Origin of the sequence: Kribbella caucasensis, from assembly GCF_004361855.1 — a bacterium.
In the GTDB taxonomy this organism is placed as follows: Bacteria; Actinomycetota; Actinomycetes; order Propionibacteriales; family Kribbellaceae; genus Kribbella; species Kribbella caucasensis.
Genome location: NZ_SNWQ01000005.1, coordinates 268,519 through 284,731, shown reverse-complemented (window position 1 = coordinate 284,731; position 16,213 = coordinate 268,519). Strand labels below are relative to the sequence as shown.

At 69.6% G+C, this 16,213-nt stretch carries 16 protein-coding genes; 4 read left to right on the top strand and 12 right to left on the bottom strand.

The features are described 5' to 3' along the window. Positions 1–6: 6 nt before the first annotated feature. The 7 genes from trpA to hisI form a co-directional block, all read right to left on the bottom strand. Positions 7–816: a tryptophan synthase subunit alpha gene (trpA, locus tag EV643_RS13105; RefSeq protein ID WP_133800301.1), complete on the bottom strand. Its 810-nt coding sequence runs from the start codon at positions 814–816 to the stop codon at positions 7–9. Then, a complete protein-coding gene (gene trpB / locus EV643_RS13100; RefSeq protein ID WP_133800300.1) occupies positions 813–2,021 on the bottom strand; it encodes a tryptophan synthase subunit beta in 1,209 nt (402 codons plus the stop codon). Before trpB ends, trpA begins: the two co-directional genes overlap by 4 nt. A 106-nt stretch (positions 2,022–2,127) precedes the next feature. Next, positions 2,128–2,934: an indole-3-glycerol phosphate synthase TrpC gene (trpC, locus tag EV643_RS13095; RefSeq protein WP_133800299.1), complete on the bottom strand. Its 807-nt coding sequence runs from the start codon at positions 2,932–2,934 to the stop codon at positions 2,128–2,130. Positions 2,935–2,949: 15 nt separating this feature from the next. Further along, positions 2,950–3,210 carry an HGxxPAAW family protein gene (locus EV643_RS13090; RefSeq protein ID WP_133800298.1) on the bottom strand — a complete coding sequence of 87 codons (261 nt, stop codon included), beginning with the start codon at positions 3,208–3,210 and terminating at the stop codon, positions 2,950–2,952. Between the two features lie 56 nt (positions 3,211–3,266). Beyond that, complete coding sequence (locus EV643_RS13085) at positions 3,267–3,797, bottom strand: Trp biosynthesis-associated membrane protein (protein ID WP_133800297.1); 531 nt, start codon at positions 3,795–3,797, stop codon at positions 3,267–3,269. After that, a complete protein-coding gene (locus tag EV643_RS13080) occupies positions 3,797–5,311 on the bottom strand; it encodes an anthranilate synthase component I (RefSeq protein ID WP_133800296.1) in 1,515 nt (504 codons plus the stop codon). The genes EV643_RS13085 and EV643_RS13080 overlap by 1 nt, the downstream gene beginning before the upstream one ends. After that, entirely contained in the window at positions 5,308–5,652 is a 345-nt protein-coding gene (gene hisI, locus EV643_RS13075) for a phosphoribosyl-AMP cyclohydrolase (RefSeq protein ID WP_133800295.1), read from the bottom strand. Before hisI ends, EV643_RS13080 begins: the two co-directional genes overlap by 4 nt. 99 nt (positions 5,653–5,751) lie before the next feature. Here hisI and EV643_RS13070 point away from each other — a divergent pair, with 99 nt between their 5' ends. Next, complete coding sequence (locus EV643_RS13070) at positions 5,752–6,852, top strand: dipeptidase (RefSeq protein WP_133800294.1); 1,101 nt, start codon at positions 5,752–5,754, stop codon at positions 6,850–6,852. 58 nt (positions 6,853–6,910) lie between these two features. Here the strand turns inward: EV643_RS13070 and EV643_RS46440 are convergent, their stop codons facing one another. Next, positions 6,911–7,777: a GNAT family N-acetyltransferase gene (locus EV643_RS46440; protein WP_133800293.1), complete on the bottom strand. Its 867-nt coding sequence runs from the start codon at positions 7,775–7,777 to the stop codon at positions 6,911–6,913. A gap of 456 nt (positions 7,778–8,233) precedes the next feature. Between EV643_RS46440 and EV643_RS13060 the strand changes: the two genes are divergently transcribed. Together EV643_RS13060 and EV643_RS13055 are read left to right on the top strand one after the other, a co-directional pair. Continuing rightward, the gene (locus EV643_RS13060; RefSeq protein WP_133800292.1) at positions 8,234–9,274 is read left to right on the top strand and encodes a type IV toxin-antitoxin system AbiEi family antitoxin; all 1,041 of its coding nucleotides are present in this window, start codon (positions 8,234–8,236) and stop codon (positions 9,272–9,274) included. Between the two features lie 602 nt (positions 9,275–9,876). Further along, positions 9,877–10,197, top strand: a complete 321-nt coding sequence (locus EV643_RS13055) for a Fe-S cluster assembly protein HesB (RefSeq protein WP_133800291.1) — start codon at positions 9,877–9,879, stop codon at positions 10,195–10,197. Between the two features lie 224 nt (positions 10,198–10,421). Here the strand turns inward: EV643_RS13055 and EV643_RS13050 are convergent, their stop codons facing one another. Continuing rightward, the gene (locus EV643_RS13050) at positions 10,422–12,218 is read right to left on the bottom strand and encodes an ABC transporter ATP-binding protein (protein ID WP_133800290.1); all 1,797 of its coding nucleotides are present in this window, start codon (positions 12,216–12,218) and stop codon (positions 10,422–10,424) included. Then, entirely contained in the window at positions 12,215–14,068 is a 1,854-nt protein-coding gene (locus tag EV643_RS13045; protein WP_133800289.1) for an ABC transporter ATP-binding protein, read from the bottom strand. The genes EV643_RS13050 and EV643_RS13045 overlap by 4 nt, the downstream gene beginning before the upstream one ends. Positions 14,069–14,175: 107 nt before the next feature. On the opposite strand from EV643_RS13045, the gene EV643_RS13040 reads away from it, so the two are divergent. Then, positions 14,176–14,817, top strand: coding sequence for a TIGR03085 family metal-binding protein (locus EV643_RS13040; RefSeq protein ID WP_133800288.1), 642 nt, complete (start codon positions 14,176–14,178; stop codon positions 14,815–14,817). Positions 14,818–14,828: 11 nt separating this feature from the next. Here EV643_RS13040 and EV643_RS13035 read toward each other — a convergent pair whose 3' ends face one another. Together EV643_RS13035 and EV643_RS13030 are read right to left on the bottom strand one after the other, a co-directional pair. Continuing rightward, positions 14,829–15,446 carry a DedA family protein gene (locus EV643_RS13035; RefSeq protein ID WP_133800287.1) on the bottom strand — a complete coding sequence of 206 codons (618 nt, stop codon included), beginning with the start codon at positions 15,444–15,446 and terminating at the stop codon, positions 14,829–14,831. Continuing rightward, positions 15,443–16,210 carry an MBL fold metallo-hydrolase gene (locus EV643_RS13030; protein ID WP_133800286.1) on the bottom strand — a complete coding sequence of 256 codons (768 nt, stop codon included), beginning with the start codon at positions 16,208–16,210 and terminating at the stop codon, positions 15,443–15,445. Before EV643_RS13030 ends, EV643_RS13035 begins: the two co-directional genes overlap by 4 nt. Positions 16,211–16,213 lie beyond the last annotated feature (3 nt).

The following is a 16,213-nucleotide window of genomic DNA, read 5'->3' as shown; positions in this document are numbered from 1 at the left end:
GGTCGCTCAGGGTTCCCGCCGGACACCCTGGGCGAGGCTTGCCGCCAGCTCCCGTACGCCGGCCGGCCCGTTCCCTGCCTCGAGCTGCTTCACGAACGCGGACCCCACGATCACGGCATCCGCGTACGCTGCGACGCCCGCCGCCTGCTCCGCGTTGGACACACCAAGGCCCACCCCGACGGGCAGACTCGTCGCAGCCTTCGTCCGGGCCACCAGCGGAGCGGCCAGGTCGGACGGCTGCTCCCGGGCCCCGGTGACACCCATCACAGCGGTCGCGTAGACGAAACCGCGGCAACTCCGGGTAGTCAGCGCGATGCGTTCGTCGGTGGACGACGGCGAGACCAGGAACACCTTGTCCAGCTCGTTCTTGTCCGCGGCGGCGGCCCATTCGGCGGCCTCCTCGGGGATCAGGTCGGGCGTGATCAGCCCCGCTCCCCCGGCACTCGCGAAGTCCGCGGCGAACCGGTCCACGCCGTACCGCTCGATCGGGTTCCAGTACGTCATCACCAGCACCGGGATCCCGGCGTACGCGGCGACCTTCTCGACGGTGGCGATGACGTCGCGGATCCGCAGCCCGCCGGCCAACGCGATCTCGGCGGCCCGCTGGATGGTGACGCCGTCCATCACCGGGTCGCTGTACGGCAGGCCGACCTCGATCACGTCGGCCCCGCCGTCGGCGAGCGCCTTGATCGCGTCGACCCCGCCGTCGATCGTGGGGTAGCCGGCCGGTAGGTATCCAACCAGCGCGGCCCGGCCGGCCTCGTTCGCCCGCCGGATCGCCGTACCGGCGTTGCCCAGGGCCATCAGGTCGCTCATGCCTGGGTCTCCCCGTCGATCAGGCCGAACCACTCGCCGGCCGTGTCCATGTCCTTGTCGCCGCGACCGGACAGGCACACCAGAATGGTTGCCTCCGGCCCCAGTTCGGCCGCGATCTCCAGCGTGCCGGCGATCGCGTGCGCGGACTCGATCGCCGGGATGATCCCCTCGGTCCGGGCCAGCAGCCGGAACGCCTCCATCGCGGCCGCGTCCGTCACCGGCCGGTACGACGCCCGGCCGGTCTCCGCCAGCCACGCGTGCTCCGGGCCGACCCCCGGGTAGTCGAGCCCGGCCGAGATCGAGTGCGACTCGATCGTCTGCCCGTCCTCGTCCTGCAGCAGGTACGACCGGGCGCCATGCAGTACGCCGACCTGGCCGGCCGTGATCGTCGCGGCATGCCGACCGGTCTCGTACCCGTCGCCGCCGGCCTCGATCCCGAACAGCTTCACCTCGGTGTCCGGTACGAACGCGGCGAACAGGCCGATCGCGTTCGACCCGCCACCGACACACGCGACAGCGGCGTCGGGCAGCCGGCCGAGGAGTTCCAGCGACTGCTCCCGGGCCTCGTCACCGATGCCCCGGACGAAGTCGCGCACCATCGCCGGGAACGGGTGCCCACCGGCCGCCGTACCGAGCAGGTAGTGGGTGTTGTCGACGCTGGCGACCCAGTCGCGGAGGGCCTCGTTGATCGCGTCCTTCAGCGTCCGGCTACCGGTCTTGACCGGGATCACCTCGGCGCCGAGCAGCTTCATCCGGGCCACGTTGAGCGCCTGCCGCTCGGTGTCGACCTCGCCCATGTAGACCACGCACTCGAGGTCGAGGTACGCACACGCCGTCGCGGTCGCGACCCCGTGCTGACCGGCGCCGGTCTCGGCGATCACCCGGGTCTTGCCCATCCGCTTGGTCAGCAGCGCCTGGCCGAGCACGTTGCGGACCTTGTGCGCGCCGGTGTGGTTGAGGTCCTCGCGCTTCAGCAGGATCCGGGCGCCGGCGACGTCGGACAGCCGGGTCGCGTCGTACAGCAGGCTCGGGGTGCCGGCGTACTCGCGCAGCATCCGCTCGAACTCACCGGTGAACTCCTTGTCGGCCATGGCTTCCTGCCAGGCCTTCGTCAGCTCGTCCAGCGGGGCGATCAGCGCCTCCGGCATGAACCTGCCGCCGAAGCGGCCGAAGTGCCCGAGCTGGTCGGGCAGCACTGCGGTCATGATGTGTCGCCTTCCGTGACCCGAAGGTCGGAAAAACCGATCGAGCGGGTTCAACGACCGTTGAACCCGCTCGCGAGCCCGGGTTGGAAGCGGGCCCCGTAAGTTGTCAGTGCCGCTGCTGGATGGCGGGGTGTGATCCGGCAGCGACCAGGTCGGCGACCGAGGAGCGGGGATCGCTGCCGGTCACCAGGGTTTCGCCGACGAGGACGACATCGGCCCCGGCGCGCGCGAACTCGATTACATCATGCGGACCGCGGACGCCGGACTCGGCCACCCGGACCAGGTTCGACGGGATCAGCGGCGCCACCCGGGCGAAGGTCCCCCGGTCGACGTCCAGCGTCTTCAGATTGCGGTTGTTCACGCCGATCAGCTGGGCTCCGGCGTCCACCGCACGCCGGGTCTCCTCTTCGTCGTGCACCTCGACCAGCGGGCACAGGCCGATCGAATGGGCCCGCTCGATCAGCGAGACCAGGGCTTCCTGCTCGAGCGCGGCGACGATCAGCAGCACCATGTCGGCACCGGCCGCGCGCGCCTCCCACAGCTGGTACGAGGACACCACGAAGTCCTTGCGCAGAACCGGTACGTCGACCCGGCCGCGGACCGCGCGCAGGTCGTCCAGGCTGCCGTTGAACCGGCGCTTCTCGGTCAGCACGGAGATCGCGGCCGCACCGCCCTCGGCGTACTCCGCGGCCAGCGCGGCCGGGTCGGCGATCTCGGCCAGGGGGCCCTTGGACGGGCTGGAGCGCTTCACCTCGGCGATGATCGCGATCCCGTCGCCGCGGAACACCGGCATCGGGTCCTTCGCGTCGGGCTTGCGGTGCGCCTCGAGCTTCAGGTCGTCCAGGCTGACCCGCGCCTGGCGCTCCGCGAGGTCCTCCCGGACCCCGGCGAGGATGTCGTCAAGCACAGTCATGATCAGGTCCGTCCGTCAGTGGTGCGCGTCAGGCTTGGCGCCGAAGCCGAGCAACTGCATGACCTTGCCGACCAGGCCGCCGGCCACCGCGATTGCCGCCGAGATCCAGAACAGCACCCAGTTCGGGCCGATCACCATCGCGATGGCGCCCAGGGTGAAGCCGACCAGCACGATGACCACAGCGGTCCAGGCCGCCGGAGTGCTGCCGTGCAGACCGCCCGCGTGGGCGTCCTCGCTCTCGTACGTCACCGGTTGTCCAGCGGTCGTGTTGTCCATCCCTGTGCCACTCCCTCTTGTCGTCCCGTCCCTATTGTGGCGGTACCCCGCCGCGATCAGATCGTCGGGTCCTCACCCGCGTCGATCGCCTTCCACTGATCAGCGGGAGTGGCGGCCGGATCCCGCTCGTAACGCATCGTCGGCCGCCGCCAGCGGTGTGCGGTCAGCAGCCCGATCAGACCGGCCGCGGACAACGCGAGGCCGCCGGCCAGGGCGAACCAAGGCGCGGGTCCCGTCGACAGCGCGACCTGGTCCGTGACGGCCTGACTCAGCTCGGGGCGAAGCCGGCTCAGCTCGCCCGCGTCCGGACGGACCTGCAGTGCGACACCGATCGCGGCCACGCCCATCAGCAGAACCAAGACGGCCAGCACCCGGCGCAGCGCAGTACCGGCGAGCTTGGTGACGACCACGGCGACCACTGCCGCCAACGCCAACGTGACGGGGGCGCGGGTCACGGCGTACCCGTTGAAGTCGACCGTCGGCCGGCCGCTGCCCGGATCCGCGTGGGACCAGGTCAGATACGCCGACAACGCCAGCAGGGCCAGCGCGACGACGGCCAGCAGATCAACAATTCGTTGTGGTCGCATCAGACCTCGGAGAAGGTGCCGGCGACGGCGATCGCGTTCAGGACGGCGGCTGCCTTGGTCCGGCACTCGGCGTCCTCTGCGGCCGGATCCGAGTCGGCCACGATGCCCGCACCGGCCTGCACGTACGCGGTCGTCCCGCGCAGTACGGCGGTCCGGATCGCGATCGCGGTGTCCACGTCACCGGCGAAGTCGAGGTAGCCCACCACCCCGCCGTACACGCCGCGCCGGGTCACCTCCAGCTTGTCGATGATCTCCATCGCCCGCGGTTTGGGGGCCCCGGACAACGTTCCGGCCGGGAACGCCGCGGTCAGCGCGTCGAACGCGGTCTTGCCGGCCGCCAGCTGCCCGGTGACGGTGGACTCCAGGTGCATGACGTGGGAGTAGCGGCGGATGTCCATGAAGTCGACCACCTCGACCGTGCCGGGTGCGCAGACACGGCCGACGTCGTTGCGGCCCAGGTCGACCAGCATCAGGTGCTCGGCCCGCTCCTTGGCGTCGGCGCGCAGCTCCTCCTCCAGCGCGTGGTCCTCCTCCGGGGTCGCACCTCGCCGGCGGGTGCCCGCGATCGGGTGCAGGATCACCTTGTTCTCGGTGACCTTGACCAGGGCCTCGGGGCTGGAGCCGATGATGTCGAAACCGTCGAGCCGGACCAGGTACATGTACGGGCTCGGGTTGGACCGGCGGAGCACCCGGTAGATGTCCAGCGCGCTCGCCGTGGTCTGCAGCTCGAACCGCTGCGACACGACGATCTGGAACGCCTCGCCCGCGCGGATCTCCTCCTTCGCGTGCTCCACGGCTTCCCTGTACTCCGCGCTCGACCGCTGCCGGATCGGGTCCGGCTTCGCGCTGCGATCCGCGTGCACCACGTACGACGGGGTGGGCTGGGCCAGGTCCTTCTCCATCGCGTCGAGCCGGCGAACCGCATCGGCGTACGACTCGTCGACGCGTTCGTCGGAGTCGTCCCAGTTGACCGCGTTCGCGATCAGCCAGACCTCGCCCGTCTCGTGGTCGAGCGCGGCGATGTCGGTGGCAAGGAGGAAGGTCAGCTCGGGCAGGCCGAGATCATCGACGGTTGTGTCCGGCAACCGCTCGAGCCGGCGGACCGCGTCGTACCCGAGGAAGCCGACCATGCCACCGGTGAGCGGGGGCAGATCGGGCAGCCGCGGGGTGTGCAGGATCTCGAGGGTCTCGCGGAGCGCCCGCAACGGGTCACCGGTCTGCGGCAGGCCTACCGGTGGGTTGCCTGTCCAGATCGCCTCGCCGTTGCGCTCGGTCAGGGTCGCGGCGCTGCGGACGCCGATGAAGGAGTAGCGGGACCAGACGCCGCCGTTCTCCGCGGACTCCAGCAGGAAGGTGCCCTCTCGCTCGGCGGCGAGCTTGCCGTAGACGCCGATCGGGGTCTCCGCGTCGGCCAGCAGCCGGCGGGTCACCGGGATGACCCGGCGGTCCTTCGCGTACTCGCGGAAGGTCTCCAGGTTGGGGACCGCGTTCACTGGCTGGTCCGTCTCTCTCATGCCTGGACCTCGCTCGGCTTGACGTCGATCTCGCCGTGTTCGAAGCAGCTCCGGGTGCCGGTGTGGCAGGCGGGGCCCTCCTGGTCGACGAGGACGAGCAGGGTGTCGGCGTCGCAGTCGACGAGGATCTGCTTCACGTGCTGACGGTTGCCGCTGGTCTCGCCCTTGACCCAGTAGGCCTGCCGGCTGCGGGACCAGAACGTGCTCCGCCCGGTCTCCGCGGTACGGCGGACGGCCTCGGCGTTCATCCAGCCGACCATCAGCACCTCGCGGGTGTCGTACTGCTGCACCACCGCCGGAATCAGCCCGGCCGCGTCGAAGGTCAGATCCTCGATACTCACTCACCCATTGTCGCCGATGAACGGTACGGTCCTGACCAGTGTCCGGCCCCGGCTGGATTTCCAGGCGCGCGGTTTCAGCAGTCCTGACAGGATGACGCCATGACGACGAGCGTGGAACGGGTGCAGGCGCTGCTGCGGGACAACCCCCTGGTCGACGGTCACAACGACCTCCCGATCGCGTTCTACGAGCTGTGTGGGTACGACCTGGACGCCCACGATCTGAGCGGACCGGTTCCGCAGTTGCACACGGATCTGCCTCGTCTCCGGCAGGGCCACCTGGGCGCGCAGTTCTGGTCCCTGTGGGTTCCGCAGGACGCCGACTCGGTACGCCGTACCTTGGAGCAGATCGACTTCGTCCACCGCTTCGTTGCCAGCTTCCCCGAATCGCTCGCGCTGACGCCGACCGCCTCGGACGTGGCGGCGGCCTTCGAGGCGGGCAAAGTCGCCTCGCTGATGGGCATGGAGGGCGGCCACTCGATCGGGGAGTCTCTCGCCGTACTCCGGATGATGCGCGCGCTCGGCGTCCGCTATATGACGCTCACGCACAACAACAACGTGTCCTGGGCGGACTCCGCGACCGACGAACCGGTGCTTGGCGGTCTCAACGACTTCGGCGAGCAAGTCGTCCGCGAGATGAACCGGATCGGCATGCTCGTCGACCTCTCCCACGTCTCGGCCGACACGATGCGGCATGCCCTCCGGGTCACATCGGCGCCGGTGATCTTCAGCCACTCGTCCGCGCGCGCCGTGTGCGACGTACCGCGCAACGTGCCGGACGACGTACTGGAGAAGCTCGCCGGGAACGAGGGTGTCTGCATGGTCACCTTCGTCCCGTACTTCGTGTCGCAGGCGTACGTCGACTGGGTGGCCGGTGCGCGGGAGGCGTTCCCCGATCTCGATCCGCTGAAGATCGCCGACCAGGAGAAGCTCGCATCGGTGTACGACGTGGCGAAGCCGGAGGTCAAGCTCGAGGATGTGGTCGCGCACGTCGAACACGTTCGCGAGGTCGCCGGAATCGACCACATCGGCATCGGCGGCGACTACGACGGCTGCCCCGAATTCCCCACCAGCCTCGACGACGTGGCGTCGTACCCGACTCTCTTCACAGCCCTCGCCGACCACGGCTGGTCCGACGACGACCTGGTGAAACTTGCTGGCAGCAACATCCTCCGAGTCCTCCGGGCAGCCGACGACATCTGACCCGCCGGCGCTCGCCGCTTGCGGGCCGGTCTCGCCGCCGGTTGGCGTTTCGGCGCGCTCAGCCTTTGCGGTACTGCGCTCGGGTCTCGGGGAGCGGCTCGAATCCGGCGGAACGGTAGGTCGCGATCGCGCCCGTGTTGAAGCCCGGCGTACAGACGTCCGCCTTCGACGCGCCGAGCTCCCGCAACGCGGCGGCCGCCGCCACGGTGATCGCCTGCCCGTACCCATGCCCGCGGAAGTCCCGATGCACCCCCATCGGCTCGATCAACCCGGGCTTCCCGCGACCGGCCGACCACACCGTCACCGCCGCCACCGCCTCCCCTTGCCCGTCGAACGCCAGGAGACACCTCGCCTGCCCGTACGCCGCCCCCGCCGCCATCGCATGCCACCGCTCATCGGTGAACGTCGACCCGTCGAACGACGCCCGCTGCACCGCCGTCCGCGTCGACGCCTGCTCCGCCGTCACCACCTCGACCCGAACCCCAGGATCCTCGACCGCGTCGGCGAGATCACGCTCGAACGGCTGCCACGGCTGATCCGCCTCCCACCCCTCCTCGAACAACAGCTCCTGCACCCGCGACTCCATCGGCGCATCCACGTAAACCCTGCCCTCGATCAGTACGCCGCGCGCCGGGTCCTTCGCATCGGCGACGATCTGCTCCGCGAGCTCATCGTCCTGCTCAGCCCCCGGCGCGATCGCCAACCGTACGAGATCCGGCTCATCCAGCAACCCGACCGCCACGATCTCCCCGTCGCGCCCCCACGTCCGCACCGCGTTCGCGGTCTGCTCCGCCCCGAACCGCCAGTACCACCCCACGTCCCCCGGATGCAGCTGAAACCCACCCCCGTCGTACTGCCACTCCCCCAACTTCCCCACCACCCGCTCCAGCCCCACAACCCCCGGCACACCCAACTCAATCGTCATACCCCCGATCCCACACCACCCGACCACACCTCCGCACGCGACTTTCCGCACCGGCCGTCCGGGTTTGTCCGCTGACGGTTCCCTCACCACCCGCACCTTGAGCACCCACCAACCACGCAAACGCCCAACCGGCGACCACCCGGTGCCCAAGGTCCCCATCAAGACCACCAACCTCGAGCACCCACTAACCACCCCACACCCTCAACCCCATCGCGCCCACGCCGCCGCGACCTTGGGCACCCACCAGCCACCCGAACCACCACCATCACGACCAGCCGGTGCTCAAGGTGACCGCGCGATTCGTCCTTGGGCACCGGCCGGTCGCGGAAGTGCCGAGATCCTGCCCGGTGGGTGCTCAAAGTGACGCGTACGGCGGGGCTGCGGCGTGCGCGTGGTTATCCACAGAAGGGCGGATGTGGGTCGCGGTGGCGGGTGCGGAGGCGGCAGGCTGACAGCGTGGATCGACTCGACGAAGACATCAGCGCGCTCTTGGAGGTGGCCCGCAGACGGCCGCGCAGGCGATCCGAGCTGCTGCGGCTCGGCGTGCTCGACAACGATCTGCGGAGGCTGGTACGACGGGGCCACCTCCAGCTGGTCCGCAAGCATTACCTCGACGGGGCGGCCGACCCCGAGCTCGCGAGGATCATCTGTGCGCAGGCTGCGTACCCGGGTTCGGCGATCAGCCATTTCACGGCGGCTCGCTTGGCGGATCTGCGGACGTGGACGGATCGGCGACGCAGAGGCGCACCGTTCGTGGACGCTGTCTGGTTGACCAGGCCGCCCACAGCCAACCGGAACCAGCGCCGCGAAGACGTCGTCCTCCGCCGAGCCGGCCTCAGCACGGGCGATCTCACGCGGCAGTATGGGTTCCTCGTCACATCTCTGGCTCGAACCGTCGTGGATCTAGCTCGGGAACTCCCCCTTGCCGAGGCACTCGTGACGATCGACCATGCACTGCGGATCGATGTGACCAAGACGGAACTGCAGGCTGTTCTCGATCGCCAATACCGTTGGCCCGGAGCTGCCAAGGCCCGCACGGCCATCTCGTTGGGCGATCCGCGCGCCGAGTCCGCCCTGGAGTCGATCGCACGGGCTGCCTTCGCGGCAGCGGGATTGCCGCCACCGGTTCTACAGGCCAGCTTCTGGGATGGCTCCCGCTGGATGCCGGAGCGAGTGGACCTCTGGTGGCCCGGTTTCCGGACCGTTGGTGAGGCCGACGGCCTGGCCAAGTTCGACGCCGATACCTTCGAGGAGAGACGACGACTCTGGCGCCGGAGTCACCAACGCGATCAGCGGCTCAGCGATCTGAACGTGGAGCTGATCCACTTCGGCTGGGAGGACGTCGTCGGCGATGCCACGGCACTCGTCGAGCGATTCCGGAGTGCGTTCCAGCGCGGGAAACGCCGTACCGGCGACGAACCACTCTGGCGTGCGCCCGACCCCACAGATCCCGACCTCTGGTTGACATCGCACACGTGGCCCGCCGCCTCCGCCTGAGGATTCCTATCCCTCTGCTCACCTCGAACCGCCACACCACGCCCGCCATCGCATCACGCCATACGCCACTTTGAGCACCCACCAGTCGCGTCAATCCACCAAGCGGCGACCGGGCGGTGCCCAAAGTCGTTCCGCCCGGCCATCGACCTCCGACTTTGGGCACCCACCAGTCGCTCGAATACCTCAATCGACGACTGACCGGTGCCCAAGGTCGCGCACTTCGCCTCGGGCACGCGCCGCCGTCTGTGGGCTGTGGAGTCGCTGGTTCGTGCCCATCGTCGCTGCAGCCGACCAGCGAACTGCCGACATTGGGCACCCGGTGGGCAGCGAACGGGGTGGATTCCTGCTGGTCGGTGCTCAAGGTCAGGACGGAGCCAGGGCACGGCCCGGGGAATGAAGGGCTCGGGAGGGGCGGGGAGCCGGGGTCGGGAGGGGCGGGGAGCCGGGGTGGGTGGGGCGGGGAGCCGGGGTCGGGAGGGGCGGGGAGCCGGGGTCGGTGGGGCGGGGAGCCGGGGTGGGTGGGGCGGACAGTCCGGATGTTTGGGGTTGGGGGGATCGGGCACGGGGCGGGCTCACCGTATTGATCGAGACTGGGAGTAAGTGTGCTGACGTTGACGGAGAACGCGACTCTGGTGATCAAGCGCATCACGGGCGCCGACGGGGCGCCGGAAGGAGCCGGGGTACGGATCTCGCAGGAGAATCCGGCCGACCCGTCCCTGGCCGTCACCACCACCGAGGCGCCGAAGCCGGGTGATCAGGTGGTCGAGGAGAGCGGGGCGCGGGTGTTCCTGGAGCAGAACGCCGCGGTCACGCTCGACGACAAGATCCTCGACGCGGCAGTGGACGACAAGGGCAGCGTCGAGTTCCTGCTGGTACCGCAGCCAGGCACCGGCCGCGAGAACGGCGCCGCACCGACCCCATAAGTCCACACACCACCTCGACGCGCCGGCCGGCGCTCAGACGCGACGCACCGCAAGACGGAGCGCGCAATGCGCGTCCATGCGGCGTGAGCGCGCGGCGTAAGACGGGCGGATGTTGTGCGGTTTGCGGTGGGTGCGGCGGCGGAGTTGAGCCTGGGCGTGCTGCCTCACCAGTGCGCCTGTTGCTTGATGCGGGCCGGGGGTGATCCCCCGGCCCGCCTCGGTGGTCAGGGGGCCGAGCGTTGGGCTATCCAGGAGGCGTGGAGGTGGGTGTAGACGCCGCCTGCGGATACCAGGTCGGCGTGGGGGCCTCGTTCGACGATTCGGCCCTGGTCGAAGACGAGGACCTCGTCGGCTGCTTCGGCGGTGGAGAGGCGGTGGGCGATGGTGACCGAGGTGCGGCCGGACATCAGGCGTTCAAGGGCGGCGTTGACGCGGACCTCGGTGCCGGGGTCGACCGCGGAGGTCGCCTCATCCAATACCAAGAGGTCGGGGTCGGCGATGTTCGCGCGGACCAGGGCGACCAACTGACGTTCGCCGGCTGACAACGACTCGCCACGCTGACCGACGGGCGACATCAACCCATCCGGCAACGACTCGAGCCAATCGGTCAGGCCGAGCGACTCGAACGCGTCGAGCAACTCCGCGTCACTAACGTCAGGCCGCCCGAACCGCACGTTGTCGGCCAGCGTCGAGTCGAACAGGTACCCGTCCTGCGGCACCATCACGACCCGCTCCCGCAACGAACTGAACGCGATCGACCGGGCATCCACCCCGTCGATCAGCACCGCGCCCGAGGTCGGATCCATCAACCGCGTGAGCAGCTTGGCGAATGTCGTCTTCCCCGATCCGGTCTCACCGACCACGGCGACCCGGCGATGCGGTTCCAGCCGTACGTCGACGTCGCGTAGTACCAAATCGCCTTCGGGGTAAGCGAAATCGACATCCGAGAACTCCACCGTGATCGGCCCACGCCGCTGCACGACACCGTCGGCGCCCGGGTCGACCACATCGGCCGGCGTCGCGATCACACCGAGCACCCGACGCCACCCGGCGAACGCACTCTGCGCGTCGGTCAGCACCTGCGTCGCGATCTGCACCGGATCCGAGAACAGCGCCACCAGGAACATGAACGCGAGGATCTCCCCCAGCGTCGCCTGCCGGTCCACCCCCAGCAGCACGCCGGCGGTCAACACACCCGCGTTCGCCAGACCGGCCGCCAGCCCACCGATCGAGAAGGTGATCCCGGTGATCGCCTGCGCCCGGGTCGCGGTACGGCGGTAGTCGTCGATGGACGCGTCGATCCGCTCCTGGGTCCGCTTCTCGATCGCGTAGGCACGCACCACCTGCGCCCCGACGACCGGCTCCGCGATCGCGGACAGCATCTCGCCGACCTTCGCGCGGACGACGCCGTACGCCGCGGACATCTTCCGCTGCAGGTACCGCAGGCTCGCGAACAACGGCAGGAAGCAGACCAGCACCACCAGCGCGAGCTGCCAGGAGTAGACGAACATCACGATGGTCGCCAGGAACATCTGCCCAAGGCTGACCAGGAAGATGAACCCGCCGAACTGCAGGAACTGCGACACCGTGTCCACGTCGGACGTCACCCGGCTGACCAGCGCACCCCGCCGCTCGGTGCTCTGCGTCAGCACCGGCAGATCGTGCACGTGCCGGAACGCCTTGATCCGCATCGTCGCCAGCCCGCGCTCGGAGTTGGTCGCGAGCCGAACGGTCGTCAGGTACGACGCGAACGCCGTCACCAGGATCCCGCCCATGCACAGCAGACACATCCACGCGACGTACGACATGTCGGGCCCGCCCGCTCCGGTCAGGCCCTTGTCGATCGTCTGCTGCACCGCGATCGGGATGACGATCCGCCCGCCCGTCATCGTCAGCGCGAGCAGTCCGGTGACCAGCCAGCCCCGAGCCAGCTCGGGCGAGACCCGCAACCCCTGACGCAGCGTCTCCATCCCACCGACGTCGTCACCGTGATCGAGCCTCGTGGCCTCTGCGGCGCTCACGCGGATGCTCCTTCCGAGTCCAGGTCGTCCAGTTCGGCGGCGAGCTCGGCCTCTTCCTGGCGCCGCTCCGCGTCCTTCTCGTACGCATCCACCAGCTCGCGGTACTCCGGCGACTTCTCCTGCAGCTCCAGGTGCGTCCCCTGCGCCGCGATCCGCCCCTCGTCGAGGAACAGCACCTCGTCGGCCAGCGAGATCGTCGCCTTCCGATAGGCGATCACCAGCACGGTGGTCTCCGCCCGCTCCCCCTGTACGGCGCTCCGCAGGCCGGCCAGGATCCGCGCTTCGACCTGCGGATCCACGGCGCTGGTCGCGTCGTCGAGGACGAGCAGCCGGGGGCGGCGTACCAACGCCCGGGCGAGTGCGATCCGTTGCCGTTGGCCACCGGACAACGTGGTGCCGCGTTCACCGACCTTGGTGTCGAGGCCGCTCGGCAGGTTCTTGACGAAGCCGTCGCCCTGCGCGATCCGGAGCGCGTCCCAGACCAGTTCGTCGGGGTAGTCGCCGCCAAGGGTGATGTTGCCGCGGATCGTGTCGTCGAACAGGAACGCGGTCTGGGCGACCAGCGCGACCGAGTCGGCCAGCTCGCCGCGGGCCAGCGATCGCAGGTCGATCCCGTCGACCTTGATCGCACCCTCCTCGGGATCGACCAGGCGGGTCAGCATGGTGGTCATCGTCGACTTGCCGGAACCGGTCGGCCCGACCATGGCGACGGTCCGGCCGGGCTCGATGGTGAAGTCGACCCCGGCGAGCACGTCACGTTCCGGCAGGTACCCGAACCGGATGCCGGTGACGTCGAGCCGGGCCGCACCGGTCGAGGTCAGCTTCTCCTCGCCGTACTCGAGACCGCCGCTCGCCGTCAGCACCCGCTGGACCCGATCCCAGCCGACGACCGAGCGCGGGAGCTCGCCGAGCACCCAGCCGAGGGCCCGGATCGGGAACCCGATCAGCGTGAACAGGAACGCCACCTGCACCACGTCACCCGCATCGGCCTGGCCCGACCTGACCCGGCCGACACCGACCAGCAGTACCGCGAGGATGCCGACCCGGGGCAGTCCGTCGATCACGGGATCGAACATGCCGCGAGCCTTGTTCACCGCGATGTTCGCATCCCGCAGCGCGTTCGTCGGCTGGGTGAAGCGCTCGGTCTCGGCGGCCTCGCGGCCCAGCGTCTTGACCACCAGCGCGCCGTCGAAGGACTCGTGCGCGACCTCGGACACGTCGGCACGGAGCTCCTGGGCCCGGGTGGCGAGCGGCTGCAGGGTGCGCTGGAAGATCACATTCGCGACGAAGACCAGCGGGAAGATCAGGCAGCCGACCAGCGCCATCCAGACGTCGGCCGCGAACATCGCCGCCGTCGCGAACGCCAGCATCGCGATCACCCCGACCGCCATCGGCAGCGGGGCGATCGGGTACCAGGCCGACTCGACGTCCGCGTTCGCGTTGGACAGCAGTTGCCCGGTCGGGTGCTGGTGGTGCCACTCGAGCGGCAGCTTCTGGTACTGCCTGGTGACGCGCCGCCGGTACGTCGCCTGCAGCCGGAACTGCATCACGCCCGCGCCGATCCGGCGGCCCACGACCCCGATCGCGCGCAGGATGGCGATGCCGAGGAACAGCGAGACCAGGGACGCGACCGCGCCGAAGGTGGTGTCGCCGCGCTCCAGCGCCGGCCGGATCACATGGTCCGTCGCCCAGCCGAGGGCCCAGCCGTCGGCCACCGTCATCGCGCCGTACAACATGCTCGCGGCGACCGAGAACGCGAAGACCCAGGGCTCCTCGTAGATCGCGACCCGCAGGACCGCGAACCCACGCCGGGTCACGCTCCCCTTGTCCGGGACTCTCGGCAGCGGCACGCGGGAGCACATCCTTTCGGCGACAACAGTGTCAGGGGCGATCACCAGCCACAGGGCTGACAACGATTGACATTCTGCCACTGGGCGCCGACAACTACGATCGAGTTGTGACGGACTACAGCCGGGTAGAGAGACTTGCTCTGTGTGATCTGCTGGACCAGCTCGGCCCTGATCGGCCGACTCTGTGCGAGGGGTGGACGACGTACGATCTGGCCGTTCATCTGCATGTGCGCGAGGCCGATCCGATGGCTGGGCCGGGGATCATGATTCCGGCGCTGTCGGACACCACCGAGCGGCGGATGGCGCAAGCGAAGGCGCGCTACTCCTTCACGGAGATCGTCGACAAGGTCCGCACCGGGCCGCCGACGTTCTCGATCTATTCGTTCCCCGGGCTCGGCCACAATCTCAACACGACCGAGTACTTCGTCCACCATGAGGATGTCCGGCGCGCTCAGCCCGATTGGCAGCCCCGGCAGCTTCCGGCCGAACAGCAGGACGGCCTGTGGAAGGCGGTCCGGCTCGCCGCGAAGGGCATGACCCGGAAGGCGCCCAGCGGTCTCGTACTACGCCTGCCGGACGGCCGCGAGTCGGTCGCCAAGAAGCCGACGGGACAGGGTTCGGTCACGATCACGGGTGAACCGGCCGAGCTGGTCCTCTTCTGCTTCGGCCGCCAGTCGGTCGCCCAGGTCGACCTCGACGGCGACGCGGACCTGGTCGAGCGCCTCCGAACCACCTCATTCGGCGTCTGAGCAAAACGGGGTCATTCGGCGTCTGGGACCGGCTCTCCAGACGGACCGCCCGCTTCCTTCCGGCGGCGGCGGATCCGCTGGACCACGCTGCTGATCACCGTCGTCAGCAGCACCAGCACGATCGCGGCCACGACCCCCTGCCACGGCTCGTCGAACAGCGCATACCCGAGCAGCCCGATCGCCATGTAGACCGCCGCCCACAACGACGACGCCGTCAGGTCCACCAAGGCGAACCGCTGCCACGGATACCCCGCCAGCCCGGCCGCGAGCAACACCGGCACCCGTCCCCCGGGAATCAGCCTCGACGTCAGCAACACGGTGATCTCACGCTCCGCGAGCCGCTGGCGGAGCACGTCCAGCGAGGCGTTGTCGCGGAGCCATCCGATCCGCTTGGCCAGACCTTCCCCGCCGGCCCGGCACCCGGCGTACACGATCAAGTCGCCCAGATACGCCCCGCCCGCACCGGCGATCAGCACCCCGACGAGGCCGATCGGATTGCTGTGGGAGGCCAGTACCGCGCCCGCCGAAACGGCGGCACCGGTCGGGAGAACGGGCAGCACCGCGCCGAGCAGGACCGCACCGGCGAGCACGACGAGGTACCACAGGTCGAACCGCGGCTCACCACTCATCGGTGCACCACCTCCGCCGACTCCCCAGGCGCCAGCAGCTCCACCTTCACGGCCGGATCAAGCTCGGCCATCGCGACCTTGAACCTCTCCCCCGGCGGCAGGAACATCTCCGGCTTGAGCCAGTCGCACCCGATCGGCCAGAACGTCCCGAAGTGCACCGGTATGGCGACCTTGGCCTGCACCCGCCGAACCGCCTCCGCAGCCTGCTCCGAATCGAGGTGCCCCGCCCCGAGCGACGGCCCCCAGCCGCCGACCGGTACCAGCGCGAGATCAACGGGGCCCGTCTCCGCCGCCAGTCCGTCGTACAGGTCGGTGTCGCCGGCGAACCAGACGCTCGGCGAACCCTCGATCCGGTAGCCGAGCGCAGGTCCGGCGTACGAGGACCAGGGCAACCGGCGGCCGTCATGGTGCGCCGTCACGGCGGTGACATCCAGCCCGCCGATCCGGATCTGGTTGCCCGGCGCAACCTCGATGCAGCGGTCCGAGAACTCCTTGCCGCACTCGTTCTCGATCAGCTTCGCGGCACCGCGCGGTACGACGAGCGCGGCTCCTGGAGCGACCAGCTGGAGCGAGGTCAGGTGCAAGTGGTCGGCGTGCATATGGGAGACCAGGATCGCGTCGCAGTCGGCGGCCTCCGGGAGCGGCGCGGGACCGCGACGGCGGCGCAGATGGGCGATCCGGGAGGTCAGCACGGGGTCGGTGAGCAACCGCGTGCCGTTCTCCTCGATGGTGGTGGTGCTGTGCCCCCACCAGGTGATCCGCACGCC